Annotated in this window: 22 protein-coding genes; 8 read left to right on the plus strand and 14 right to left on the minus strand. The window is 71.5% G+C overall.

Going from position 1 to position 24,391, the window contains the following annotated elements; all coding sequences use genetic code 11:
- Nucleotides 1–167: 167 nt before the first annotated feature.
- The gene (locus LIU39_RS35030; protein WP_264483174.1) at nucleotides 168–1,952 is read left to right on the plus strand and encodes a DUF2637 domain-containing protein; all 1,785 of its coding nucleotides are present in this window, start codon (nucleotides 168–170) and stop codon (nucleotides 1,950–1,952) included.
- A 740-nt stretch (nucleotides 1,953–2,692) separates the two neighbouring features.
- Nucleotides 2,693–3,175, plus strand: a complete 483-nt coding sequence (locus tag LIU39_RS23840) for a hypothetical protein (RefSeq protein ID WP_227048906.1) — start codon at nucleotides 2,693–2,695, stop codon at nucleotides 3,173–3,175.
- Here LIU39_RS23840 and LIU39_RS23845 read toward each other — a convergent pair.
- Both LIU39_RS23845 and LIU39_RS23850 read right to left on the minus strand, forming a co-directional pair.
- The gene (locus tag LIU39_RS23845) at nucleotides 3,092–4,138 is read right to left on the minus strand and encodes a DNA-methyltransferase (RefSeq protein ID WP_227048907.1); all 1,047 of its coding nucleotides are present in this window, start codon (nucleotides 4,136–4,138) and stop codon (nucleotides 3,092–3,094) included. The genes LIU39_RS23840 and LIU39_RS23845 overlap by 84 nt on opposite strands.
- Before the next feature lie 253 nt (nucleotides 4,139–4,391).
- Nucleotides 4,392–4,565 (minus strand): hypothetical protein, encoded by a 174-nt coding sequence (locus tag LIU39_RS23850; RefSeq protein WP_227048908.1) that lies wholly within the window; start codon nucleotides 4,563–4,565, stop codon nucleotides 4,392–4,394.
- 262 nt (nucleotides 4,566–4,827) lie between these two features.
- Between LIU39_RS23850 and LIU39_RS23855 the strand changes: the two genes are divergently transcribed.
- From LIU39_RS23855 to LIU39_RS23880, 6 genes are all read left to right on the plus strand, one after another.
- A complete protein-coding gene (locus tag LIU39_RS23855; RefSeq protein ID WP_227048909.1) occupies nucleotides 4,828–5,673 on the plus strand; it encodes a ParA family protein in 846 nt (281 codons plus the stop codon).
- A complete protein-coding gene (locus LIU39_RS23860; protein ID WP_227048910.1) occupies nucleotides 5,670–6,593 on the plus strand; it encodes a hypothetical protein in 924 nt (307 codons plus the stop codon). Before LIU39_RS23855 ends, LIU39_RS23860 begins: the two co-directional genes overlap by 4 nt.
- A gap of 447 nt (nucleotides 6,594–7,040) precedes the next feature.
- Nucleotides 7,041–8,351, plus strand: coding sequence for a competence protein CoiA family protein (locus tag LIU39_RS23865; RefSeq protein ID WP_227048911.1), 1,311 nt, complete (start codon nucleotides 7,041–7,043; stop codon nucleotides 8,349–8,351).
- 452 nt (nucleotides 8,352–8,803) lie between these two features.
- Nucleotides 8,804–9,814: a hypothetical protein gene (locus LIU39_RS23870; protein ID WP_227048912.1), complete on the plus strand. Its 1,011-nt coding sequence runs from the start codon at nucleotides 8,804–8,806 to the stop codon at nucleotides 9,812–9,814.
- The gene (locus LIU39_RS23875; protein WP_227048913.1) at nucleotides 9,811–11,253 is read left to right on the plus strand and encodes a DUF5131 family protein; all 1,443 of its coding nucleotides are present in this window, start codon (nucleotides 9,811–9,813) and stop codon (nucleotides 11,251–11,253) included. Before LIU39_RS23870 ends, LIU39_RS23875 begins: the two co-directional genes overlap by 4 nt.
- A gap of 116 nt (nucleotides 11,254–11,369) precedes the next feature.
- Entirely contained in the window at nucleotides 11,370–11,813 is a 444-nt protein-coding gene (locus LIU39_RS23880) for a hypothetical protein (protein ID WP_227048914.1), read from the plus strand.
- A gap of 1,146 nt (nucleotides 11,814–12,959) precedes the next feature.
- Here LIU39_RS23880 and LIU39_RS23885 read toward each other — a convergent pair.
- The 12 genes from LIU39_RS23885 to LIU39_RS23940 form a co-directional block, all read right to left on the minus strand.
- Nucleotides 12,960–13,655 carry a prepilin peptidase gene (locus LIU39_RS23885; protein ID WP_227048915.1) on the minus strand — a complete coding sequence of 232 codons (696 nt, stop codon included), beginning with the start codon at nucleotides 13,653–13,655 and terminating at the stop codon, nucleotides 12,960–12,962.
- A complete protein-coding gene (locus tag LIU39_RS23890; protein WP_227048916.1) occupies nucleotides 13,655–17,068 on the minus strand; it encodes a LysM peptidoglycan-binding domain-containing protein in 3,414 nt (1,137 codons plus the stop codon). Before LIU39_RS23890 ends, LIU39_RS23885 begins: the two co-directional genes overlap by 1 nt.
- Before the next feature lies 1 nt (nucleotide 17,069).
- Nucleotides 17,070–17,525, minus strand: coding sequence for a TadE/TadG family type IV pilus assembly protein (locus LIU39_RS23895; RefSeq protein ID WP_227048917.1), 456 nt, complete (start codon nucleotides 17,523–17,525; stop codon nucleotides 17,070–17,072).
- 1 nt (nucleotide 17,526) lies between these two features.
- Nucleotides 17,527–17,973, minus strand: a complete 447-nt coding sequence (locus tag LIU39_RS23900; RefSeq protein ID WP_227048944.1) for a hypothetical protein — start codon at nucleotides 17,971–17,973, stop codon at nucleotides 17,527–17,529.
- Nucleotides 17,974–17,978: 5 nt separating this feature from the next.
- Entirely contained in the window at nucleotides 17,979–18,338 is a 360-nt protein-coding gene (locus tag LIU39_RS23905) for a TadE family protein (protein ID WP_264483175.1), read from the minus strand.
- Between the two features lie 76 nt (nucleotides 18,339–18,414).
- A complete protein-coding gene (locus tag LIU39_RS23910; protein WP_227048919.1) occupies nucleotides 18,415–18,636 on the minus strand; it encodes a hypothetical protein in 222 nt (73 codons plus the stop codon).
- A 51-nt stretch (nucleotides 18,637–18,687) separates the two neighbouring features.
- On the minus strand, nucleotides 18,688–19,581 hold the full coding sequence (locus LIU39_RS23915) for a type II secretion system F family protein (protein WP_227048920.1): 894 nt from the start codon (nucleotides 19,579–19,581) through the stop codon (nucleotides 18,688–18,690).
- 8 nt (nucleotides 19,582–19,589) lie between these two features.
- Nucleotides 19,590–20,528, minus strand: a complete 939-nt coding sequence (locus LIU39_RS23920) for a type II secretion system F family protein (protein WP_227048921.1) — start codon at nucleotides 20,526–20,528, stop codon at nucleotides 19,590–19,592.
- Nucleotides 20,525–22,081 carry a TadA family conjugal transfer-associated ATPase gene (locus LIU39_RS23925; RefSeq protein ID WP_227048922.1) on the minus strand — a complete coding sequence of 519 codons (1,557 nt, stop codon included), beginning with the start codon at nucleotides 22,079–22,081 and terminating at the stop codon, nucleotides 20,525–20,527. The genes LIU39_RS23920 and LIU39_RS23925 overlap by 4 nt, the downstream gene beginning before the upstream one ends.
- Nucleotides 22,074–22,949, minus strand: a complete 876-nt coding sequence (locus LIU39_RS23930; protein ID WP_227048923.1) for a CpaE/TadZ family protein — start codon at nucleotides 22,947–22,949, stop codon at nucleotides 22,074–22,076. The genes LIU39_RS23925 and LIU39_RS23930 overlap by 8 nt, the downstream gene beginning before the upstream one ends.
- Before the next feature lie 5 nt (nucleotides 22,950–22,954).
- Nucleotides 22,955–23,632, minus strand: a complete 678-nt coding sequence (locus LIU39_RS23935) for an SAF domain-containing protein (protein WP_227048924.1) — start codon at nucleotides 23,630–23,632, stop codon at nucleotides 22,955–22,957.
- A 27-nt stretch (nucleotides 23,633–23,659) separates the two neighbouring features.
- Nucleotides 23,660–24,301, minus strand: a complete 642-nt coding sequence (locus tag LIU39_RS23940) for an ATP/GTP-binding protein (protein ID WP_227048925.1) — start codon at nucleotides 24,299–24,301, stop codon at nucleotides 23,660–23,662.
- Between the last annotated feature and the right edge of the window lie 90 nt (nucleotides 24,302–24,391).

A 24,391-nucleotide genomic window follows, 5' to 3' on the forward strand; every position in this document is an offset into this window, starting at 1 on the left:
CCGGAAGGACAACCATGCAACACCCCACAACCTACCCCTCCCTCCTCACCACCGGCGGTCCGCCGCCCGCTCCGGACACACCACCGCGCACTCCGCAGACGCTGCCGTCCGCTCCGGACACGTGGGGCGGCGCTCCGCGCAGCCGTTCGGCACGAGAAGATGCCGGGATGAACCCGATCGACGACGTCCTGACGCCCGGCCAGAGGGCGGCCACCCAGGGGGCCATGGCCGGGGCCACTCCGGAGACGGCCCCGGCCACTCCGCCCGGCCACGAGGCCACTCCGGCCACCGGCAAGGGCGCTCCGGCCATGGGGCGCCTGGTTGGCCAGAGGTCGGCGACCGCGGCCACCCTCCCCCCGTCCACGGATCCGGCCACGACCGACGCAGCCCCGGCAACCCCGGCCACCGAAGAGGAGGACCAGGCCCCTGCGAAGACGGGCTGGCGCGCGGCCCTGGTCGAGTGGCTGCTCCTGGCAGTGGCCCTCGTCGGTATGCCGCTGGTCGGCACCATCGGATTCGCCGCCTCCTACACGACGCTGAAGGAGTTCGCCGCAGGCCACGGGTTCGGCCCCACCCTGGCCTGGTGGTTCCCGATCGGGATCGACGCGTCCATCGTGGCGCTGCTCGCCGCGGATCTCGTGATGGTCCGACGCGGCAAAGCCTGGCCAGTGCTGCGCTCCGCCGCACACGCCATGACGCTGGCCACGGTCGTTTTCAACGCCGCTGACGGCCTCGACACCACGGCCGCCGGCAGCGTCTGGGCCGCACTCTGGGCGAACCCACTGCGTTCGGTGTCGCACGCGGCCATGCCTGTCCTGTTCATCCTCGGCGTCGAGGCTGCCCGGCACCTGCTGGCGACCGACACCGTGGCGGACCGGATCCCCCTGCACCGCTGGATCCTCTCGCCGCTCGCCACCCCCGCGCTCTACCGGCGGATGCGCCTGGCCGAGGTGCGGTCCTACCCGGAGATGGTCCAGCGCGAGAAGGACCTCGCGGGCTACAAGGTGTGGCTGGGCCAGAAGTACAAGGGCGACCTGTCGCAGGCGACCGAAAAGGAACAGCTGCCGATGACGATGGCCTCCCGCGGCTACACCGTCACCCAGGCACTGGAACTCCCCGCGCAGTGGGAGGCAGCGGCCGAGCAGCGGCGGGCGAAGGAAGCCAAGCGGCAGGCGGACGCGGAGGCGGAGCAGGCGAAGCAGCAGGCGGAGGCAGAGGCCGAGCAGGCGGAGCGCGATGCGGAACTGAAGATCACGAAGCTGCGGGCAGCTGCGCGCGTGGAGGGCGCCAAGCACCTGGTGGCCGCCGAGACCGGCACGGCGGCGGCCGAGTCGGAGGCCGCCACGGTGCAGGCACAGGCGAAGGCGGAGTCCGTCAAGGCGCAGGCGGAGCGAGAGCGCCGGGCGGCGGAGCGTCAGGCGCAGGCCGAGGAGGACGTGCTGGAGTCGGCGGAGATCATGGCCGCCCGCCGTCAGCAGGCGGAGGACGACGAGGAGAGGGCGAAGGCGGAGCACCGGGCGAAGGCGGAACTCCTGGCGGCGAAGGAGAAGGGCCTGAAGGCGGAGCGGGTCGAAGCGGACCGGCTCAACGCGGTAGCGGAGGGGAAAGTTTCCGAGCAGAAGGCGGCCGAGGCCGCCGCGAAGGCAGCGGAGGCAGCGCTGCAGGCGGAGCGGGACCGGGCCGCTGCGTGGCAGGCGGAGTGCCGGGCGGTTGCGGCGGAGGACTACGCGCGGCTCTCCCCTCGGGAGCGCAACGAGCGCCGGATCGCACGGATGCTCCTGGCGGCCGGCGCCGACCCCCGCGAACCGGACGCCGAACTCGTGCCGCTGAAGGACGTCATGCAGGAGCTGGGACTCAAGCAGTCGGCCGCGGGCGACATCCGCGCGGCTGCCGTGCAACTGCTGAAGGACGGGTACGTACCCGACGAGGTCCTGGACGGCTTCCGCAGCTGACCAGGTACGCGACGACGGCGGGCGGCACCATAAGGTGCCGCCCGCCGCTGCGTTGGGGAAACATCAGCGAACCTCTCACCTGCGGGTATGTGGCAGGGTAAGCAACCGGGTATCCAGCGGCGGCCGGTGATCCGTACCTGGCCGGAGTGCACTGCCGAGGTGGCGACGGCCACGCAGGGAGCAGTCGGAGGGGCGCTGGTCGCGGTCGCATGCTCGGCGCCCAACTGCCCGCAGAACGCGGTGACGAGGAAGCGCTCGCCGTGTTCTGGGCGGGCGGAACACGGCGCTGTCGACCTCCTGAACGGGATGCACGGCCTGCGCGCCGCCATCGGCGACACGGCCGGAGGAAGGCACTGCCGGCCCTGGGCGCTACCCGTCGCTGTCGCGGCACTTCCGGACCGGCGGCGGAGTGCCGCGTACCCGAGCGGAGCACACACCCCTCCAGCCGGAGCGTTCGCCGGGCGCCCTGCGGGGCGGCGGAGCGGGGAGCCCGGCACCGCTGCCCCCCCCGGAGCGGACGGTCCATCCGCGACTCCGGAAGCGACTTGAGGGAAACGCTTGATCGCTGACCAAGATCGTTCTTGCCCAATTGGGCAAGAACGATCTTGGTCGGGCTGGACGGTTCGTGTCCGACCGGAGCACGCCGATCGGCCAACGCTCTTCGAGCGCTTCCTCTGCCGCTGCGGTGAGGTCGCGCAACGCTTTGATGACGGCCGGGCCCGAGGGGTACATGTACCGGTGTGAGCAGACTCCAGTGGCCGCGCATCGTGGACCGCGCCGCCGACATCGTCACCAGCTACGACGAGGTCGGCAGCTGTACCCTCCGCCAGGCGTACTACCGGCTCGTCGCGGCGGGTCTGATCCCGCACACCGCACCGACATACCGGCGTCTGTCCGCCCGTCTTGCCCAGGCCCGCCGGGAGGAGCGGTTCCCCGAGCTCATCGACCCGTTACGCGAGGTCCACGCTCCGCCCGCCTGGCCGGACGCCGGTGCATTCCTCCGGGACGCGCCCGACTGGTTCGGCCTGGACCGGACCGCCGGCCAGACGACCGCCCTGTACGTGGCCTGCGAGAAGGACACACTGAGGGCTCAACTGACCGGCTGGGTAGATGTGCTGTCTCCGGAGGTTGGTGCCGCGTCAGCGGCGGGTGGTGGCGCGGCGGCGGACGGTGTCGGGGAGAGTCTGGCTGCGCCAGGCGGCGAGTCGGGTGTACGCGGGTGAGAGGTCCGCGCTGATGCCGACGCGTCCGAGGGCCTTGGCGGCCGCCGCGGTGGTGCCGGTGCCGCCGAAGGGGTCCAGGACGATCCCTAGCGGCGGGGCGTAGCCGAGGATGAGCCGCCGGGGCAGGGCCTCAGGCATGGCGGCGAAGTGCCGGGCATCCTCCAGTTCGGCCGGCAGGCGCAGCGGGGTGGTGGGCACGGTCCACACGCTGGGCAGACGGGCGTGCTCGGGATCGTGCCAGTACCGCGGTCCTCGGGTGAAGTGGAAGACGGTCTCGTGGGCGCGTGCGACGCGGTCAGCGACGGACTCGGGCATGGGGTTGAGCTTGTGCCAGATCATCTCGGCCCGGTGCACGAGTCCGAGGCGGTCCACGGCGCCGATCGCGTAGCGCCACGGCAGGCCCAGCAGCGACTTGTTCGGCACGGTGGTGGTCACCTTGTGGCGCTTGGGCGCTATCTGGGATCGGCCGCGCTTGCGGTCGTGCTCGGAGCCTGCGCCGCACGCGCCGCCCTGGACGGCTCCGCTGGGGGCACCGACGTACTTGTCGCCGAGCAGTACGAACATCGAGCCGGAGGGCTTGAGGACGCGGGCCCACTCCGCGGTGCACTCCCACATGGCGTCCAGATACGCCTCCGGCGAGGGCTCGCAGCCGATCTGCCCCGGGAGGTCCTCGCCGGAGCCGCCGTAGGAGCGCTGCGCGAAGTACGGGGGTGAGGTGACGATCAGGTCCATCGATGCGTCGGGCAGCGGCAGGGCGCGGGCGTCGGCGAGGACCAGGTGCGCGGCCGCCATCGCCGGGAGCGCCCGCCGGCGCCCCGCCTTGCGGGCCCGGTAGGCCCGCGCCCGGCAGGCGTCGTTGCAGTAGCGGGCCGGACGTCCGCGCCCCCGCGTCGTCGCCTCCGTGCTCGTGAGGAGTGGCGCCCCGCACCCCTCGCACGCCGGTTGGTCGGCTGCTGTCCCCACGTTCCTCCCCCTCCTGTAAAACGTGACGGCAACAGGCCGTCTACCCGTCACGAAAATACCGTGCTGGAACGCCTTTTCGTGATGCGTTCTCGGTCCGTTTCCGTCACGAAATGGCCATCGTGGGGACATCGAACGGGACTGGGTGGTCCGCACAGCCTGCTGGAGCCACGTGGAGCGCGTCCTGCTTACACACGACCAGGTACGCGAGCACGAGCTGCCCGCAGCTACTGGGAAGGCCGGCGACCCGCGTTGGCTAGCGTTCGCGGACCGGTACGAGCTCGACCCCGGCCAGCCGGTGCAGTGGGAGGTCGAGGCGCTCGACCCGGCCGAGCTCCAGCGCCTGGTCCTCGACGCTGTCGCCCTGTACATCGACAACGCCGTACTCATCGATCGCATCGCGGAGGAAGAGCGGCAGCGTGGCTTTCACCGAAGGGTGGGCGGGGCCCAGCCGTTCGCCGAACGGCAACCATGACGATTTCGGGTGACCGCGCTTGCCTTGTCCGGCGTCTTCGCGTGGGTGGCGTCCGGCGCGGGGTGCGCTCGATCGCTGACCAAGATCATTCTTGCCCAATTGGGCAAGACCCCCAGACCCCGTACGGGTGACGCACGGAGCCCTACCACGGCCGCCACCGGCGCGGGCACGGGCTCGCTGCCCGGTCCGGGGTGCCGGTCTGACTATCGTCCCTCCCATGACAACAACAGGACTCCCGGCCGCCGACTGGCTCAGGTACGGGCCGCTCCCGTTCGCCGAACGGGGCATGACCCGCATCATCGTGATGTGCAATCAGAAGGGCGGCGTCGGCAAGACGACGACGACCATCAACCTCGCAGGCTCGCTCGCCTCCTTCGGGCTGCGCGTCCTCATCGTCGACGGCGACCCCTCCGGGAACGCTACGGACGCCTACAAGATCGAGATGCTCGACGAGGACGAGGGCGACACGCAGGTCACCTGTCTGCTCGGCGGGAAGGACCCGCACCCGCTGGTGGCCAGGCCGTTCGAGAACATCCATCTCCTCCCGGCCAGCATGGACATGCAGTTCCTCCCGGCCCGCCTCCGCGAGCGGGGTAACGCGCTGCACACCCACCGCAAGATGCTCGCCCGGTTCCAGGGGGAGTACGACTACATCCTGCTCGACACCCGGCCGGCCATCGACACCGACACCGACTCCATGACCGCCGCCTCGGACGGCGCCATCACCATGGTCGACGTCGACCGGTGGGCCATGAAGGCCGTCAACATGCAGCTCGCCCAGCACGAGATGATCATGGAGGAGCTGGAGCGCCAGGACTTCACCGAACTCGGCCTCGTCATCAGCACCGCGAAGGGCGGCTCCGGACGGTTCGACGCCGCGGTCCTCAACAACCTGCGCAAGCACCCCGACCTGGCCAACCTCGGCGAGGTCCCCTACCGCGGCGCCGACCTCAAGGAAGCCCGCGCGATGGGCCAGCCCGTCCAGATGTACCGGCCGAAGTCCGACACCGCCGGCTTCTTCCGCGACATCGCAGTCAAGAGCGGGATGGTGCAGGCAGCATGAGCAACAACTGGGGCGAAGAGACAAGCTGGGAATCCGCCGGCAGCTCTGGTACCAAGGCAGCCGCCAACCGCCTGTCCAGAGGCAGCCGCACCACCGAGCAGGAACGCGAAGCCGCCGTCGAGTCTGCCGTCAAGGACGCTGTTGAGGAGGCCCGTCCCGGCCTGCACAAGATCCCCGACCCGGTCGAACCCGCCGGGGAAGGACCGCTCAGCCCCGAGGAGAAGGAACGGTTCCAGCTCTGCAACGAAGGCATCGACCTCGGCAACACCGCCTGGTTCATCCAGGGCAAGGCACTCGACACCACCGCCACCGGCCGCCTCTTCCGGGAAACCCCCCACAAGCTGGAGCCCGAACGCTGCTACCGCACGATCGAGGAATGGGCCCCCCTGGAGAAAGGCATCTCGCTCGGCCAGTGCAGCAAGCTGCGCGCCGGCTGGGCGATCGGGGAAGTCCTCGCCGCCCGCGGCTACATCACCAACCCGGGCCAGGTCCGCGAGATCGTCCCGGTCCGCAACGCCTTCAACCTCAACGCCGCGGTCGCGGTGTACGTCCTGGTCGCCGACGCCGCCGGGGCGGACAAGGTCACGGCCGAACGCCTCCGGGACACGGTCAAGATGCTGCCGGGCGACCTGGAGCTCGACACGGAAGAGGACGTCGACGTCCTGGCCAAGACCATCAAGGGCGTGCTCGTCGAGGAGACGCAGCCCTCGGCCTCGCGTGCGATCCCGCCTGCGGTGACGCGAGCCGTCGAGAAGCGGTCCGTCGCGCTGGCCGACGCCCTCAACCGCCCCCGGATCCCCCGCTCGGAGGTGCAACTCCACCTCATGCAGGCATTCGCCGACCTGGACGACCCCACCGTCTACGAGGCCGTCCTCAAGCGCATGCAGGCAGCGGAGAAGGCCGCCAAGAGGCGGAAGTAGGCGCTGCTACGAACACGTGGAGGCCCGGCCAAAGGGAGTGGCCGGGCCTCCACGGGCGTGAAACTGGTCTGCAGCATACGGCAGGTGCCCCGCCGGGAAGCGGTCAGCGGCCCGGCGGGCAGCTGAAGCGCTGGGCGATTCAGCACCCGCACATCAGGTGTGCGGCAGTGGGCAATCAGTGATTCGCCGCAGAGTCGGGTTCCGTGCAGGTAGCTGCACCGCCCGCGTCAACCCCAGGCTCCGGTATGCGTCCTGCCGGGTGATTGGGCCCCGGAGAAGGGCGTCTGCCTACTCCGGATGGGGGACACGGTGTCAGTCCCCCTCCCTACCGTGCGCGCCATGACCTACCTCACTCTGCCACCAGCGGACCACGCAACGTGCCCGCACTTGTCCCCTGGGTGCGTGTCTTCGAGGACAACGCCGGGTTGGGAGCTCTGACCTGACGCCATGGCACACAGTGTGTTCCACAAGGAACTCGGTGCGATCAACCTCTCCGAACTCGACCTCAACGCCCGGGAAGACCAGCTCCTGTGGGAGGCGTTGTACGGCAAAACAACCAAGGGCGACCTGGCATGCCTGGAATGCCGGGAGCGCGATCCCGGCTGCCCGCAGTGGATGTTCCTGCGGCTGTGGAAGGGACGCCCCGTCGCAGTCCACTACAGCACCGGCCGACGGCACTCCTCGGCCCCGGAAAGCCCTCGACACCAAGCCCTCAAGGACCGCATCGCGCGGGCAGCCGAGGCCGCCGGGTTCTCCGCGGAGCTCGAAGCCCGAGCACCCGACGGCCGACGACGCACCGACGTACTCGTCCACGGCGAAGACGGACTGAAGCTGGGGTGCGAGATCCAGCTCTCCTACGCAACACCGCGAGCGGTCGTCAAGCGCAGCGACATCGCCCGCGCCGATGGACTCAGCCCGCTGTGGACCACCGACGACACGAGCGCCCCCCTCATCGAACGGGCGCCGTGGGCCCGCATCGACCAGATGCCGTTGGAGGCGTTGTCCAGCGGCAACGCCCTCCTGGTCCGCGGCGGCGTCAAGGAGCTGAAGCTCAAGAAGTGCGACAGCCGCAATCCCCTGCCCTGCCCGGACCGCGGCCACGGGCGCTGCAACCAGTGGCACGGCACCTGGGCGCCCACCCTCGGCATGCACCTCGACCGGCTCGTCGCCGTCACCGCCGCCAACGAATACGTCCCTCTCTACCTTCCCGCCCAGCCCGGACGGCGCAGCCGGGCGTCGCACATGTGGGTCACATCCCAAGACCGTGGCAGGTACCTGGACACCACCACCGACGAACTCGCCGATCCCCAGCCAGGCACCGTGGACGACGATGACCCCGCCGAGCCGGAACGGCTCGCCCTGAGCCACGAGTGCTCCTACCAGCAACGCCTGGACAAGGAGCAACGCGGCAGCGTCTCCAGGGACACCGGCGCCCTCATGTCCGCCGGCATCACCCTGCGCGAGCCACGACCACCTACCCCGCACCGGCCCCCGGCAGCACACATCGGACTGCACGACGTTCCACCATCGAGGCCGAGCGAACCGCTCACACCAGAGGCTCCATCGCTCCGCTCTCCTCGCAGCCTTCAGTCGCCGCAGGACCACCGGGCCGTCGCGGCACTCTTGGGGTGCGCGCCAGGCCAGGTCGGCCCATGCACGTCGTGCCGAGAGCCGGCATGGCGGTACGGCCCCGGAGCAAGCCCACTGTGCATCTCATGCCGAATGCGACGGCAGTCCGGCCCACTTTGCGGTAGGTAACCGCTGCCGGCGGGCAGCTGAAGCACTGGTGCGGCTGAGCGGGAGGCGCCGGCCGCTTGTGCTCAGCCGTTCATCCGCCCCGAGACGGGCGGGCATTCGAGATCCGTCCGGCCTGTGGGGTTCGGGAGAGCGCAGGGCCGGGCTGCGGTATCGCGTACGGACACGACGGACAGCCGAAGGCATCAGCGCTGCGTAGCCCCCGCCCGGACGCTGCTGCCGCTGCGGATGCCCGCGCGGTGCAACCCTCCTTTCCAGGTCGATCGTCTTTGCGAATTCACGTGATGTGTTCGATGTCATTTTCGAGAGCGTCAACACGTTCGCTGCGCGAAAACTCCCGCACGATCGAATGGAATTAGCCATTCAGTTCCACCCGGTGGCGGCTCGTAGTACTTTCCGCCTTCTCTCCGCGCGGGCCCGTCCTGCGCGGAACTATTCCCGGGGGAGGACTTTCAGTGGCAAAACGAATGGGCGTCGGGCGGAGCGGGTGGCGCACCAGCGCGAAGCACAAGATGCTCAACCAACTGATCGGCGAGGAGGTCGGAGCCAGCCGTAACCTGCGGAAAGCGCCTCTCCGCCTCGTGTGGTTCGACCTCACGGCCGGCGACGCCCACGTCCCCGAAGGCGGTGAATGGCACCGGAACTGCTCCCCAGGACTGCTGGCTTACCACGCCGCGCAATCCATGATCCCGGTGGAGGTGTACCTCCACGAACTCAACCCCGACACGTTCCTGCGCCTTCTGGCCAATCTCGACGAACAGCTCCCCGCGTTCGGATACATCCGAATGGATGAAACCACCTGGCGATCGGAACGCGCGGTCATCCGCGTGTCCAACATGAGCGGCAGCGACGCCTCGATCAGCATGCTCCGCTCCACCGACGCCGTGTTCTTGATCAACGACCCCAACGCGATCACCGAATGGGCGATGCGCCCGACGTTCTCCCGCGAGATCGCCGACCGCAACGTCGGCTACTTCCGCGGCCTGACGACCATGGGCTGCAACGCCAGCGGCCTCAAGCGCAGCAAGGACACCCGCCGCGGCCGCATCGAGCTGTTCGACCGCATGGCCCTCCTGCAGAAGAACCTGCCGCCCTACCGCGACCTGTGCTTCGCCGCCATCATCCGCGACAAGGACCAGTGGGCCTACCTCATCGAGACGTCGGACAAATGGCGCCCGAAGACCGAAGACCTCGTCCGCCGTGCCTTCAAGAAGCACGGCCGCGACGCCACGGTCACCTGGCACCGCACAGAGTCAGCGCTGTTCCGGGGCGACATGTTCCGCCTGTTCCTCACCAAGGCCGAACTCAAGGGCATCCGCAGCCGCGAAGACGAATGGGTCGCCGCCAGCCTCGACGACCGCATCGACATGATCAGCACCTTCGAAGAGACGCCCCCGCCGGCAGAACCCGAGCAAATGACCTTCTGGTCCAACGACGATGACGAAACTGAGGAACAGCCCGCATGAGCAAGCTCGGCCCCTTCCAGATCCACCCCTTCGCGGACGTCTTCCCCCTCATCGAAGGCGACGAATTCGACGACCTGGTCAGGGACGTCAAAACCCACGGACTGCGGGACAAGATCATCCTCAACCACAACCGCACCGTCCTCATCGACGGCCGCAACCGCTACCGCGCCTGCGACGCCGCCGGCGTCGACGCCGACTTCGAAGTCCTCCCCAAGGACTTCGCGGAATCCGCGATCTTGGATCTGATCGTCTCCAAGAACATCGCACGCCGACAGCTCAGCGCCGGCCAACGCGCCTTTCTGGCTCTCGAATACGAAAAGGCGTTCGCAGAGGAAGCGAAGGAATCACAGCGTGAATCGGCGAGGCGTGCGCGTGAGAACGCAAACGCGCAGGTCACAGGCGCGCTGATTCGGGCGGATCCGCCCGAATCAGCGGAGGACGCCGAGGAACGTCGCCCACGGGCAAAGGCAGCCCGCGCTGTTGGTGCCTCGCCGCGGGCAGTGCAGCGGGCGAAGGCGGTGGAGACCTATGCCCCCGAGCTGGTGGAGAAGGTCCGATCCGGGGAGATGCCGCTCGACCAGGCGGACAAGGAGGCCCAGCAGCGGCGGCGGGCGATGCCGGAGAACGCGCCGTCCGAGAAGCCCGGGAAGGTGATGCTCACCCTGCGTACCCATGATGGAGCGGAGGTCTCTTACCCCCGGCCCGGGGGGAAGCCGACGTTCAACAACACGAGCGACGGGGAGGGCATCTCCTGGGCGCAGTGGTCCTGGAACCCCGTCACCGGCTGCCTCCACGGCTGCGACTACTGCTACGCACGCGAGATCACCCTGCGCTTCAAGCAGGTCAACCCCGCCGGCTTCACGCCGCTCTTCCACCACGAGCGCCTCGGCGCCCCCGCCAACACGAAGATCCCCGAGCAGCACCGCGACGACCCCTCCTGGCGGCGCGTCTTCGTCTGCAGCATGGCCGACCTGTACGGACGGTGGGTGCCCGACGCGTGGATCTACGAAATCCACGACGTGATGCACCACAACCCCGACTGGGACTACCTGCTCCTGACGAAGTTCCCCGCCCGCTACACCAAACTCGACCTGCCGAAGACCGCCTGGGTCGGCACGAGCATCGACGAGCAAAAGCGCGTCCGGATCGCCGAGGACGCCTTCCGCAAGATCGAAGGCGTCAAAGTGAAGTGGCTGTCCATCGAACCGCTCAAGGAACCCCTGGAGTTCTCGGACCTGTCGATGTTCGACTGGGTCGTCATCGGCGCGCAGACCGAGACCCGCCAGGAAGGAGGGCTCGTCCCGGCCTTCAGCCCGCCCTTCGAGTGGGTGGCCCGCCTCGTCGCCCAGGCCCGGGACGCCGGATGCCGCGTGCACCTGAAGCCCAACCTCGTCAACGGGAACCCGGGCATGAAACTCCCCGACGAGTACCCCGCCTGACGCCTGTCGGCGCTGCACGGTACGTGGCGCCGGCCTGGGCCGGAAGAAGTTGCTGCGGCCCGGCCATCTGACGAAATCCCAGCTCGATGACAAAGATGCTCTAGGGGGTGGTCGCCGTGGCTCGACCATGGGTGCGCCGCAATGTCGGCGAGCAGCGGTTATGGGTCTGGATGCCGTACCAGGGAGGATCCAACCGCCGCTGGATTCTTGAAGAGCTGGGCGCGCGGGTCCGTCCGGAGTGGAACAAGCCGGCCGGGCGGTGGGAGATCGCCCGGCCGCACCTGTGCGTCCTCACCGGCGCGCTCGCCGAGCGGTTCGGCGAAGTCGACGTGTACCTGCAGTTCGCGGCCACCGAGCGATGCGACACCCGCTGCCAGGAGGCGCAGGGCGACGACTGCACCTGCTCCTGCATGGGAGAGAACCACGGCGGAGCCGCGTACTGGCGCACCTGGCTCTTGGTGGGGGACACCACCCTGGTCGACGGCGCACGTCGCGAGCGCCACCTCCGCATCCAGGCCAGCCAGCGCGCGGAGTCCCGGATTGGCTCCAGCGTTCCCTGAGGCGGGCGGCTGACGGTCCGGTGCAGCCGGCGCCTGCGGAGCACCGGACCACGCAGGCGCTGGAGCTGATGGAAGCCTTTTCCGCTCGCGCTCGGCGACCGCTTCCTTTACGCCCCGGCCTCTTCGACGAGTCCGCCTCCGCCAAGCCGCCCTGACGGTGTGTCCGTGCGTCGACGCGGTATTCACCGGCGGGTACTGGACCGTTCCGAGAAGCTGCCGTCCGGCCAGTCGTGCGCGGTCCGGACCCGTTGTTGAACAAGATCATTCTTGCCCAATTGGGCAAGACCCACGCATCTGCCCGAAGCGCGGCGACCGCTGGCATCCCGAGACCGTCCGCCGGATGCTCGCCGCCGCTGGCGGCAAGCCGCTGCTCCTCCACCCCCGCAAGACGCCCTGACGGATGACCCTAGACTCACGAGGTGAGCACCCCCCGCCGTCCGCTCGGCCCCGGCCCGCAGACGCCCCTGACGACGGCACCGGCGCTGATGTCGACCACTGAACCCCGCCGCCGCGTGAAAGCCACTCAGGCGGACCTGCATACGGGGCCCTTGAGTCAGTTGCAGCTTCCTGACCTGGATCAGCTGAGGGCCGAGGGAGTCCTTGGCACCACGGTCCTGGGAGACTGAGACCGTGAGTACTCCACGCCGCCCGCTCGGCACCGGCCCCCGCCCCACCTCCACGGAGGCCCGAGAGAGAGGACGCACCGTCGCAGAGCGAGCTGCCGCCGAACCCAAGACTCCTGTTCGCTGGGCACCGGAGCAGGCACTGCACACCGTTCGCCGCCCGCTCGGCGCCGGTCCGAGCCCCGCTGCCGAAGGCCAAGCCCGGTAACAACGCGCTGTTTCGAGCGGCTGTCCCGCACCGAGCGCCGTCGAGCTGGACGTCGAGCGTGTCGTGCAGCCCGGCCGTGGGTGCCCAGGCTCTGTAATCCTCCGTGGCGTCGCAGGTCGCAGCGGTCGGGTTCAGCCGCCACTGCCACCCGCGGTTGTCGCCGAACCTGCCTTCACCTGTGGGTACGTGGCGTGGGTAAGGGTTCGGGTATCCGGGCTGCCGCCGGGTATCCGCCGCTGATCGGCTCGCGCGGGCAGTGCCACGCCGTCCGGCAACCGCTCTCGGCCTCTCCGTGGCGAAGCCGGACTGCGCGGTTCATCCTCCGGTGAGCAGCCCGGCTGCCAGCGTCCCGACGATGAGGAAGGGGCCGAAGGCCAGGGTGCTTTTGCGGTGCCGCCGCCGGATGAGCAGGACGACCGCCACCATGGCGCCCAGGAGGTAGCTCAGGACGAGCGCGAGTATGGCGGCCTGCCAGCTGTGCCACCCGAGCAACGCGCCCAGCGACACCGCCAGTTTCGCGTCGCCGAGCCCCATTCCGCCGAGTGCGAAGAGGACGAACAGGGCTCCGGCTGCGGTGGCGACGGCCAGGGCGCGTGGCAGGCTGCCGTGTTCGCCCCGGGAGGCGGCGAGGGTCAGCAGTGCGAGCGTGCCGACGGCGGCCGGAAGCGTCAGCGCGTCCGGGAGCCGGTGGACGGCGCTGTCGATCAGGAGCAGCGCGGAGCCCAGCAGGGCGATCCAGTACTGGGCGGCGCCGTACCAGCCGGTCGCGCCGCCGGCCGCGACGGCGGCGAAGGCCGCCGCTGTGGTGACCTCGGCGAGCCAGGCCGGGCAGCGGCCACCGGGCGCCGGCAGCACCGCTCGCCGGCACCATGTCGCCCCGCGGGCCGGCGGGGCGCAGCCGGGGCAGGTGACGGCGGCCGGGTCCGCGGCGGGGATGGCGAGCGCGACGACGGCCGGCCGCAGCGCGGCGCCGGCCACAAGGCCGGCCAGGGCGGCCAGGAGCAGGTGCATCAGGCGGACTTGCTCAGCTGGGACAGGATGGCGGCGGTGGCTTCCTCCATGTCGACGCCGAGTTCCATGTTGAGGCGGTCCAGCCGTTCGGCGGCCCGCTCCAGCCCCGTGTGGTCGCCGAGCGCGGCATACGCGCGGAACAGGACGCGGTAGAGGTTCTCCATTTCCGGGGCCGCGTCCAGGCCCTTGGTCGCCGCCCACAGCGCACCGCGGGGATCCCGGGCGGCGAGGCAGTGCTCGGCCAGGTCGGCGGCGGCGTCCACGATCGCGGAGATCATGTCCTGGGCCATGTGCTCGGCCCAGGCGTAGCGGCGGCGGTCGACGCTGGAGAAGGGCCGGCCCCGCACCAGGCCGAGCGCGGCCCGCAGGTGCCCGGCTGCGTGTGGGCCGGGGGTGGCGGCGGTGTGGGTGAGGTGCTGGAAGCGGTGCCAGTCGCAGGCGACGGTGGGGGCCATGGCGTAGCGGGCGTCGCTGGAGGTGGCGATGCGCGGCAGGTACGGGTTGCCGTCGTCGTCGGTGCCCAGCCATGTCCGCAGGCGGCTGACGGTGGCGTTGCGGTACTTCAAGGTGGCCTCCCGGCCGGGCCACATCGCTTCGTCGAGGGCGTGGTGGTCAAGGCCGGGGTGCAGCACCAGCCAGGCGGCCAGCTCGATGCTGGTGCGGCGCCGCTTGTTCTCGACGGTGCCCCTCGCGCCGTCGACATCGACGGGCCCCAGCACCAGCACCGCCGGGTGCGCGCCGTAGGCGTCCTCGTCCCCGCCTTCCGGCACAGACACGGGTACGGGCGCGGCGGACGGCGGGTTCTCGGTGAGGTCGGGCGGGGCGGGAACTGCCGGGACACCGCCGCCCTCGGGGGGCGTTGTCTCCGGTTCCGGTGCGGCAGGAGACGGCGCCTGCGCGGCAGGCCCGCCGGGCGCCTGCGCCGCCGGCAGGGGCGCCTCGGCCTGGGCGGCCGTGGAGTCGGGGGCGTCGTCGTAGACGGCGAACTGCGCGAGGAGACCGGGCACCTGGGCCGGGCCCGCCGGCTCCGTCGCCGCCGCGTGGTCCGTTGTCGGCGCACAGTTGTCTGCGAGGGCCGGGGGGAGGTCGGGGACGGCCCGCGGCGCCGTGGCGGCGGACTGCGGGGCCGCGACGTCGTCGGCGCGGGTGGTCGCCAGCACCTCCAGCGCCTGGGCGTAGTGCTCGTCGCTGAGGGACTGGACGCTGCACAACACCTCCACCGCGGTGCCGGGCAGCACCCACGCGACCGGTCCCGCGGCGACATCGGCACAGACCACCTGCGCCCCCTCGGGCACGTCGCTCTCGTCGCCCGTGGTCACCAGGGCGGTCGCGGACCGCGGCTGAGCGTCGATCACCTGCCGCACCGCCACCAGGTCCTTCTGGCTGTCCGGGGTGTCGAGGTTGCCGGCGAGGACGACGTGCGTGCTCCACGCGGCTGCGGTGTCCACCCCGGTCCGCGCCCGGTGCATGCTCCCCGCCTCCAGCACGGCCAGGGCACGCTGCTGCTCGGCGTGGTGCACCCGCAGGGCGCCGAGGGCCTCGGTCAGGCCGGCGCAGGCGCTGACCCGCTCGGGCATCTCCTCCTGCAGCCCGGGAGCCACCTGGCCGACGGGGACGACGGTGAGGTGGTCGGCGAATTCGCTGGCGGCCAGTTCCAGAGCGATCGTCCGCAGGACACGGTGCCGGTCGGGCCCCGTCAGGTGCAGATGTCCGACGGCCTCCAGGTCGACCAGGACCAGATGCCCGCGCTCGTCCCACCCCAGCGACACCAGCGCCGGGTAGGGCGCCTCCACGTCGTCGCACTGCCCTGTCGGCAGCAGGCCGGCGCCGCGCGTGGGGCAGCTCCAGCGCTGCGGGGTATCGGCGGTGAAGGGCGGCACGGGGTCGGCGGGCGCGGTCAGGTGCAGCACGATGTCGCTCGGGCCGATCACCGCGGCGGACAGCGGGGGCAGTTCCCGTCCGGTCGCGGCGAGGTGGACCGCGGCGGTGCGCAGGGCCCCGTCGAGCATGGTGGTGTCCAGGGCGGCCTCGGCGGTGCGCAGGTCCTGCTCGGTGGCGGCGGCCTCGTCCTGGGGCAGGGCGATGCGGTGTCCGCGGTGGCGGCGGCGCTGTTGCAGGATCCGCCGGGTGGCCAGGGCGGAGAGCAGGGCGGCGGCCAGGACGCCGCCGCCGATCGCGGCGATCGTGGCGATCGTGGCGGGGCTGACCGCCTGCCGCGCGGAAGCGGCGCCGACCGGCGTGCCCGGCGCGGGCGTTGCCGGCTTCGGCGAGGGCGCGGCAGCAGACGGCGCCGCGTCCGGGCCCGCCGCGGGCCCCTCGGCGGGCGGTGCCGACGACGGCGCGTGCTGTTCTCCGCTCTGCCCGCCGGACGCCTCCGTCGCGGCCTTGTCCCCCGCACCGTCCGGGTCCTGCCCGTGGTGCTCGTGCGGGGGCGGCGCGGTGTCGCCGTCGGGGCCGGAACTCTCGTGTGAGTGTGCCTTCTTGGGGTCGTGCGCGTCGCTCTCGTGGTGGGGCGGGGCGGGGTTGGCCTGCGGGGGGAGGGTGAGGTGTTCGCCCGGGTAGATCAGGTCGGGGTCGTGGACGGTGTCCTTGTTCGCGGCGTAGAGGTCGGGCCAGCGGTCGGCGTCGCCGAGTTTCTTGCCGGCGATGGCGGACAGGGAGTCCCCGGCGGCCACCGTGTACGTCGCGGCCTGCGCCTCGCCCGTTCCCGCCTCGGGGGCCGTTTCGGCGGAGGCGGGGGTGGCTGCGGCGAGTTCGGTGCGGACGTGCGTGCTGGCAGGGAGGTTGACGACGGTTCCGGCGGGCAGCGTCGCGCTGTGCGGCAGGTGGGGGTTGAGGGCGCGCAGTTCGCTGTGGCGCCGCCCGTCGCCGAGGTATTGCTCGGCCAGGTCCCACACCGTCTCCCCGGTCGCGCCGACCACGTGCCGGGGCCCAGTGTGGGCGGCCCGCTGCTGCGCGGGGACGTGAGGCGTCGCGGGGCCGGGCGTGGCGGTGGCGGTGTGGCTGACGGCGGTGGCGGGGGTTGCGGCCAGCGCGGTCGCCGAGGGGATGGCCAGCAGGCCGCCGAGCAGGACCGCGGCCAGGCGCTGCGGTGCGGCAAGACCCCGCACGCGCGGCGCGGCGCGGCGGCGCAGCAGGGCGGCGGCCTCCACCAGCAGGGAGGCGACGAACCACGCCCACAGCACCCAGCACACCAGGGTGAGGGCGGTGAACAGGACCTGCCCGCCGTCATCCGGCGCCATCAGCGCGTCCCCGACCTGACCGGCCGTCGGCAGGCCGGCGGGCAGCGTGCCGATGCGCAGCAGCGCCAGCGGCAGTCCGGCGACGAGGGCGGCCAGGGCGGCCAGGCTGCCGGCGGCGCGGACCAGGGCGAGCGGCCAGGGGCGGCGTGCGGGGGCGTGGGGGAGAGGCATGTCAGTCTCCGACCTGGTGGACGAGCTGGGCACTTCCGTGCCCGGTGACGGGCAGAGTGGTCAAGCCGGCACCGGTGAGCAGCAGGCAGTGGTAGGTGTCGGCAACGGTCACCTCCAGGCGCGTGCCGCCGCCGGCGACGGTGACGGTGCCCTCGACGCCGGCGGTGCGGAGGAAGGAGCGGGCGACGGAGGCGGCGGCGTCGGGGTCGACGACGACCGGCCCGCCGGGGATGGCCTGGCCGGCGTCGCTCTGCTGACCGCCCGCCCGCGCCGCGGCATTGGCGACGTCGTCGGCGTGCGCGGACGCCTTGAGCTGGCCGCCGCCGTCGACGACCAGGGCCAGCAGGCCGATGAAGACCACCCCGACCATCAGCCAGAAGAGGGTGGCCGAGCCCCGCTCAGGATCCGCAGGGCGGCGGCGGGCCAGGGTGCGCAGTGCGGTCAGGTGGGGGCGCATGTCACTCCGCGCGGTCGGCGTACTGGTCCAGCGCACTGGTGGCGGTGGCGGTGAGCGTCTTGGAGCCGGGCAGCCCCGGCACCGTCAGCTGGGAGAGCGGGATGGTGCAGGTGACGGTGGCGCTCACGCTCGCGGCCTGGCCGGGCGGTGCGTTGAACGCGCCGGTGTCGATCCGGACGCTGCTGCTGGTGCAGTTGCGGTCGTCCTGGCGCAGCGAGGCGTGCGCGGCGGCATGTCCGCGGGCCTGGGCGGTGTCCGCGTCGGCGGCCTGCGAGGCGGCGCGGGCCGCGGAGTTGGCGGCGTTGTCGACGCTGGAGTCGAAGAGGCCGGCCAGGCCGTAGGCGGCGAGCAGCCCCAAGAACGGCAGCAGGAACGTCACGCAGATGACCGTCTCCAGGGTGTAGGTGCCCCGGTCATCCCGCCACCACAGCCCCCGGGCGCGCAGCATCGTCGTCACAGCCCCGCCTCCACATCCCAGCGCTCGACCGGGACTTCCGCGCTCTTGGTGACCTGCGGCGTCCAGCCGGGCACCAGCGACAGGCTGCTGCCGGTGACCGTCACCCGCACCCGGTCCGCACTCGATCCGGCCGTCGAGACGACGGTGCCCTTGATGAGGTGGACGCCGGCGAGCCAGGTGCGGGCACGGTCGGCGCCGTCGCCGGGCCGCGCCTGATAGGCGGCGCCGGCCGTGGCCGCCTTGCGGGCGGCGGTCAGCGCCGCCTCCTGCGCCAGATACCACATGCCCAACTGCAGCCCGGCGCACAGGATCAGCATGACGGCCGGGGCGATGATGGTGAACTCCAGCGTCCCCATCCCCTCATCGCCCCGCCCGCCCGCGCCCACGCTCGTGCACCGGGCACGCCACCGCTGCCCCCCTCGTCGCCACATCTCAGAACGAGCTCTTGAAGGTGTTCATCAGCGAGTCGAACTTGCCGTTGAAGGCGACACCGAAGGCGGTGGCGGCGACGATGAGGACCGCGCCGATGATGAGTTTCTCCAGCGTCTCCAGGCCGGCGTCGCTGCGTGCCCCGGTCATGCGGGCCACGCAGGTCAGCCAGCGGTCGGCCAGCCGCGAGCGCAGAGTGCGCAGGGTGCGGGCGGTGTGTTTCACAGGAAGTCCCCCTTATGCGGACGAAACGGTGATCGGTGACGGTGGTGGGTGTCAGGTGCTGATGAGGGTCTGGAAGAGCGGGAAACCGAGGGTGGCGAACAGCACGACGAACAGCACCGTTCCCGGCACCACGCTCTTCTCCGAGTCGGCGTTGGCCTCGGCCTGGACATCGGTCTGCAGCCGCTTGCGCAGCGCCTTGGCCTGCGTCTCCAGCGCCGCGATGATGGAAGCCCCCTCACCGCCGGCGTGCGCGAACGTATCGGCAGGGCCCGCGAGTTCGGGGACGTCCAGCTGCTCGGACAGCGCCTTGAGCGCATCCCACGGCGGCGTACCCGACAGCCGGGCCTGATCCAGCACCGTCCGGATGCGGGTGTAGACGGGCCCGTCTCCCACGGCCGCCGTCTCGTACAGGGCCCGCTCGGCACCGGAATGCGCCCCGCGCTGCAGACGGGCCCGCTCCATCAGCGAGGCCACCGCGTAGCGGTACTCCAGCCGCAACTTCTTCGCCTTGCCGCGCACGTTGGTGTCGGCGGACACCCACATGAGTGCGCCGAACATGACCGAGACGAACAGCGGCATCACGAACGGCAGGTGCACCCCGGCCAGGGCGGCCAGGGCGAGGGCCATCTGCGGCATCACGAACCCCCCGGCCGCGCCGATGACCTTGTCGCCGACGTGCTTGGCCGCGGAGATGCCCAGCAGGTCGAGGTCCTTGCGCGGGACGCCGATCCGCGCGCCGGCCGATCCCAGCACCCGTACGCCGACCTGCTCGGTCCACCGCGCACTGCGCGAGGCCCCCGAGCCCTGCTGCGGCGGCAGGGCCGCCGCGGTGGTGTTCTCCAGCCGGTCGAGGACCGACCCCAGATCCGGACGGGAGGGCAGCAGCTCCCGGACCACCACGAACGCGCCGCCGCCGATCATCGCGCCGTACACGGCACTCGCCATCGAGATCATCAGACGCCCCCCTGCCCGGCCGCCGCGGCGCCAGCCTGCTTGCCCTGCTCGTCCAGCCCCGGCCCCGGCTTCGGGTGCAGGAGCCGTGGTGAGGACCGCACCGCGCACAGGCGCCGCAGCCACACCAGCGCCCCCACGAACCCTGCACCCATGAGCAGCAGCCACATCTGCCCGCCCGCGGTGCTGTAGACGGGGCCGAAGCTGCTGCCCATGGTGAAGCCCATGACCAGCACGATGATCGCCACCCAGCGGGTCTGCGTGCGCACCTTTTGCCGGTCGGCGTCCACGGTCCGCAGCGACGCGGCCTCTTCGGCCGTCAGGTCGGACAGGGACTGCAGGGTGTCGACCATGCCGCGGCCACGGTCGCGGATGTGAGTGAGAAAGACCAGCACCACGTTGTCGACGGCGCCGTCGCCGAGGTCGTCGGCGAACGCGCGGTAGGCGGTCTCCGCATCGACGCCCATACGCAGGCGGGCCTCCAGCGTGCGGACCGGTTCGTGGATTTCGGCGGGGACCTGCCGCATGGCGCCGCTGATGGCGGCCTCCAGGGTGTGCCCGACGACGTGCGCGCCGGCCAGGTGCTGCAGCCAGCGGGCCAGCGCCTCCAGGCGCACGATGCGGCGGGTGGAGGTGACCGAGGGATGCCAGATCCACGGGAACCCGGCGATCACCCCGGCGGCCAGCAGACCCTGCACCGGCTGGGCCGTCCAGATCCACACCCCGACCATGGCGACGCCGGCGAGGGTGACGATCCACCGGTAGCGCTCCGCCCACGCGCCGGGCAGCGACGCGCACACCCGCTGCCACACCGAGGCCCGACGCACCCGCCCCCGGACCGGCCCCGGCAGCGGCCTGAAGGACCGCACGCACATCACGACGCCGACGGCCATGAGCAGGCCGCACAGCGCGCCGAGCATCCCCAGCTGTCCCAGACTCATCGCCGCACCAGCTCCATCGGCCGCGGCCAGCGCCCGAACTGCGCCTCGGCCAGCCAGCGTTTGTCGAACCCGACGTCGGCGAGCTCCTGCAGCACCTCGCCCGTCGGAAGGTCCCGCGGCACCCCGCGCGGATCGCCCCCGCCGGGTGGGGCGAAGACGTGGCTGAAGGCGGGCCGGCCGCCCTCGCCGGGGGTGACCTGGAGAATGTCGGAGACGTAGCGGTGGCGGCGTCCGCCGATCTGCGTCTGGTCGGTCTGCCGGATGAACACCACGAAGTTCACCGCGTTGGCGACGAGCTGGTGGGTGGAGTCGACGTCCATGCCTGCGCCCTGGCACAACTGCACCAGCCGTGGCAGGACCAGCCGCGGATAGGCGGCGTGCAGCGTGCACATGCTGCCGCGGCCTCCGGAGCTCATCGCATCCAGCATCGGGACGACCTCGGTGGACCGGACCTCACCGACGACCACCCGCGTGGAGAGCATCCGCAAGGTGTGCGGATACATGTCGGCGATCGTGATCCGCCCGGTCTCCCGACCGTCCTCGCCGACCTCTCCGTTGCCGGCGCGTTCCTCCATCGCCAGCACATGCGCGGCCACTTCCGGGTCCTCGTCCAAGAACAGCTCCCGGTCGCTCTCCAGCGTCACGATGCGCTCGCCGGGACCGACCTTGCGCACCAGCGCCCGCAGCAGCGACGTCTTGCCCACCCCCATGTCCCCGGCGATCAGCACCGTCTGCCGCGCGGCCACCAGCCCCTGCAAGAACGCGCTGATCGCCGGGGAGAGCGTGCCCCACCCGACCATGTCCTCCAGGGACGCGCTCATCACCCGGTGGCGGCGGATCGCCATGGTCGGCCGGCTCGTCAACAGCGTCGCCGCGACCCGGGAGCGGTCCGGCAGCCGGAAATTCACCATCGGGCTGGCCGGGTTCAGGATGCGGTCACCGTGACCTGAGCGGACCGCGAGCCGGTTGATGAGCGCGACCAGGCTCTCGTCGTCGTCCGCCACAGGATCCACGCGTCGGGTGGCCCTGTCGAAGTAGTCCACCCACACCCGGTCGCCGTCGACGACGATGTTCTCGACGCTCGCGTCCTCCAGGTACTGCTGCAGGGGCCCGGCCTTGAATAGCGCGTTGATGATGGCCTGCCGCACCGTCTCCAACTGCACCGGACTCAGCGGCGCCGCCTTGCGGGCATGCTCGACCGACCAGGCCGAGACCCGCTTGGCGACCAGAGAGCGGGCCAGCTCCAGCTGGTCCTCGGCACTCAGCCGCGCCTCGCTGCCACGCTCGTGCTCCACCAGGTCCTGCGAGACCGCGTCCTGCAACTCCCGCACCACGGCCCGGGAAACCGGCAGCACCCCCGGCAAGTCCGCCAGAGAGCCGGCCCCCGACGGCCCGGCCGGTCCCGGCCTCGGCGCCTTGCCCAGCGGCACCGGCGCGGCCTCCGCAGGAAGCACCCCGGGCCGGCTGGGCCCGCCGGGCAGCCGCTGCGCGAGGACGTCCTTGAGCATCCCGGAGAACGGAGAACCCGCCCCCGAGCCGTTGACGTCAGCCACCGAGCCTCACCTCCTGGCGCGGAGCGGTCAGCCGCTGCACCACACTGGCCACCACCGGAGAGGACACCGCAGGCGCCGGAAGCTGCATCCGCAGACGCCGCGTACTGGCATCCACCCCCACCGCGCGAGCGGCCTCCCGGGCCCGCTTGAGCAACGCCATCGACCCCGGCTTCTGACGGGTGGTCGCGCCGTGGGTGAGCAGCCGCGCGGTCTTCTCCTCCCACGGCAACGTGCCCACCACCGGTATCTGCAGCCGCCGGTGAATCTCCGCGGCCGGCACACTTCCCTCCTGCACCAGCAGCAGCCGCAAGGCGTCCGCCCCCGTACCGCGCTCCTCCAGTTCCCCCTGCAGCGCTCGGGCGACGGGAAGCGACTGTGCCACCGACGTCAGCGTCGTACGGACCACGAGCACCACCAGGTCGGCGCGGTGCAGCAACGGGCGCGGAGACAACGACGGATGCACCCCGCCCGGCTCGATGACCGCCCGCCCCGCGTCGACGACCACGTCGTACCCGGCGTGCTGGTCCATCGCCTGCAGCAGCAGTCCCAGCGGCTCCCAGGTCTGGGCGAGCGCCGCGGCCTGCAGCGGATCGGTCAGCCCCGGCAGCCACAACCGACTGCCGCCCTCATCCAGACGCCGCAGGTGCGCCTCGAACGCTTCCGCCAACGCCCCTTCGCGGTCGGCCTGCGCCAGATGCCACAGGCCGACTTCACCGCCCCACTGCCCCATGCCGTAGCCCGTACGGACGGAGCCGCCCTTCGGATCAGCCTCCGCCAGCAGCGACGGCCGCGGCCCCGACAACGCCATCGCCAGCGCCGCCACCGTCACCCCACTCGCATGCGCCGACGTCAGCGCCACCACCGGCATCCCGCTCAGCCCTTCGCCGCGAGCACGATGGCCACCCGCCCCGTCGCCGCCCGCGCAGCCAACTGCGCACCGTCCGCGGAGGTAACAGCGACCTGCACGACCACCGCACCGGACGCGTTGGGCGAGCCGACCTTGACGACCTGCGCCCGCAGCTCATCAGGAGCGGCCCCCTTCGAGATGCTCTCGTCCTTGCCGGGCGTCGAGACGACCTTGACCTGATCACCGGGGGCGAGCGCATCTGCGGGCGCCGCGCCGCGCTGCACCTCGACGGCCACGAGGTCCTGGCCCTCGGGCAGTGCCTTGCCTCCGTGCACTTGCGAGTCGGCCAGCAGCTCTCCGCGGTGCAGCGGCGCTGTGGCCCGCCGCCCGATGATGCTGTCCTTCTCGCTCGCCTTCACCGGCGAGATCGCCGGATCCTCGGGCAGCGCCGCGGTCGTCAGGTCCGCGGCTGTGATCTGCTGCCCGGCCGGCACATCCCGGGCCACCGCCAGCACATCGACCCGGTCCCCGGCACTGCGCACGAGCATCGAGGTGCCCAGCACCCCGACGAGGGTGACCAGCACGCCGAGCACCAGCGTGGAGCGCTTGCGGCGCCGGGGCGCAGGACCGGCCGCGATCGGCGTCTCAGGCCGCATCGGCGGCGCGCCGGTGGGAGCAGGGATCTGGGGGGTGGGGTTCTTCACGCGCCCGACCTTCCGTCGTGCGGTCCGTCAGTTGAGGACCTTGAGCTGGCCGATGGTGACCTGGGTGCGGGAGCGGCGGGTCTGGGTGAGCTGCCCGCTCTGCCCGCCGCCGCTCCAGTCGATCGTCCAGGTCGAGGTGGCGGTGACCGGGTACTTGTCGCCGGGCTCGTCCTTGGATGAACGGCGGTAGTGGTGTCCGCAGTCGGGGGAGGTCTTGTTGCCGTAGGACGGCTTGTACGGCGTCCCGGCCGTCGTGCAGGTGACGGTATGGCCATCGCCCATGTCCCACACGATCTTCGACACCTTCGCCGTCGCGGTGACCGTGACTGCACCGGCAGTAGCCGACGCCGAGTTCGGCCCGTACGCCTCCGCCGTCTTCGCCGTCCACATCCACACAGGCAGTCCCACCAGACCCGAACCGCCGGGCTTCGGCACGATGCCGATCTCGGGCCCCGACAGACGCATCCGGTCCACAGCCTGCTGCGTCAGAACGGCCGGGTCGACGGCCTTTGCCGGCGGAGACTTCGCTGCCCAGAACGTGCGGGTCGCCGCGCCGAGCCCGCCCGCGGAACTTGCGGCGTCGAAGGCGCATGTGCGGCTGTAGACCGCGCCGTCGCCCGGCTTGTGGCCTGCCCACAGTCTGCTGTTCGCAGGCGGCTGCTGGTCCAACGGCGCCGTCGTGCAAGGGAGGGGCACTTGCTTCTTGTGCCCCTCCCTTGCCACGGAGCTGGGGCGTGACGGTCCGGATCCGGGGCCGCC

The sequence above is a fragment of the Streptomyces pinistramenti genome (assembly GCF_020564935.1).
Lineage (GTDB): Bacteria > Actinomycetota > Actinomycetes > Streptomycetales > Streptomycetaceae > Streptomyces > Streptomyces pinistramenti.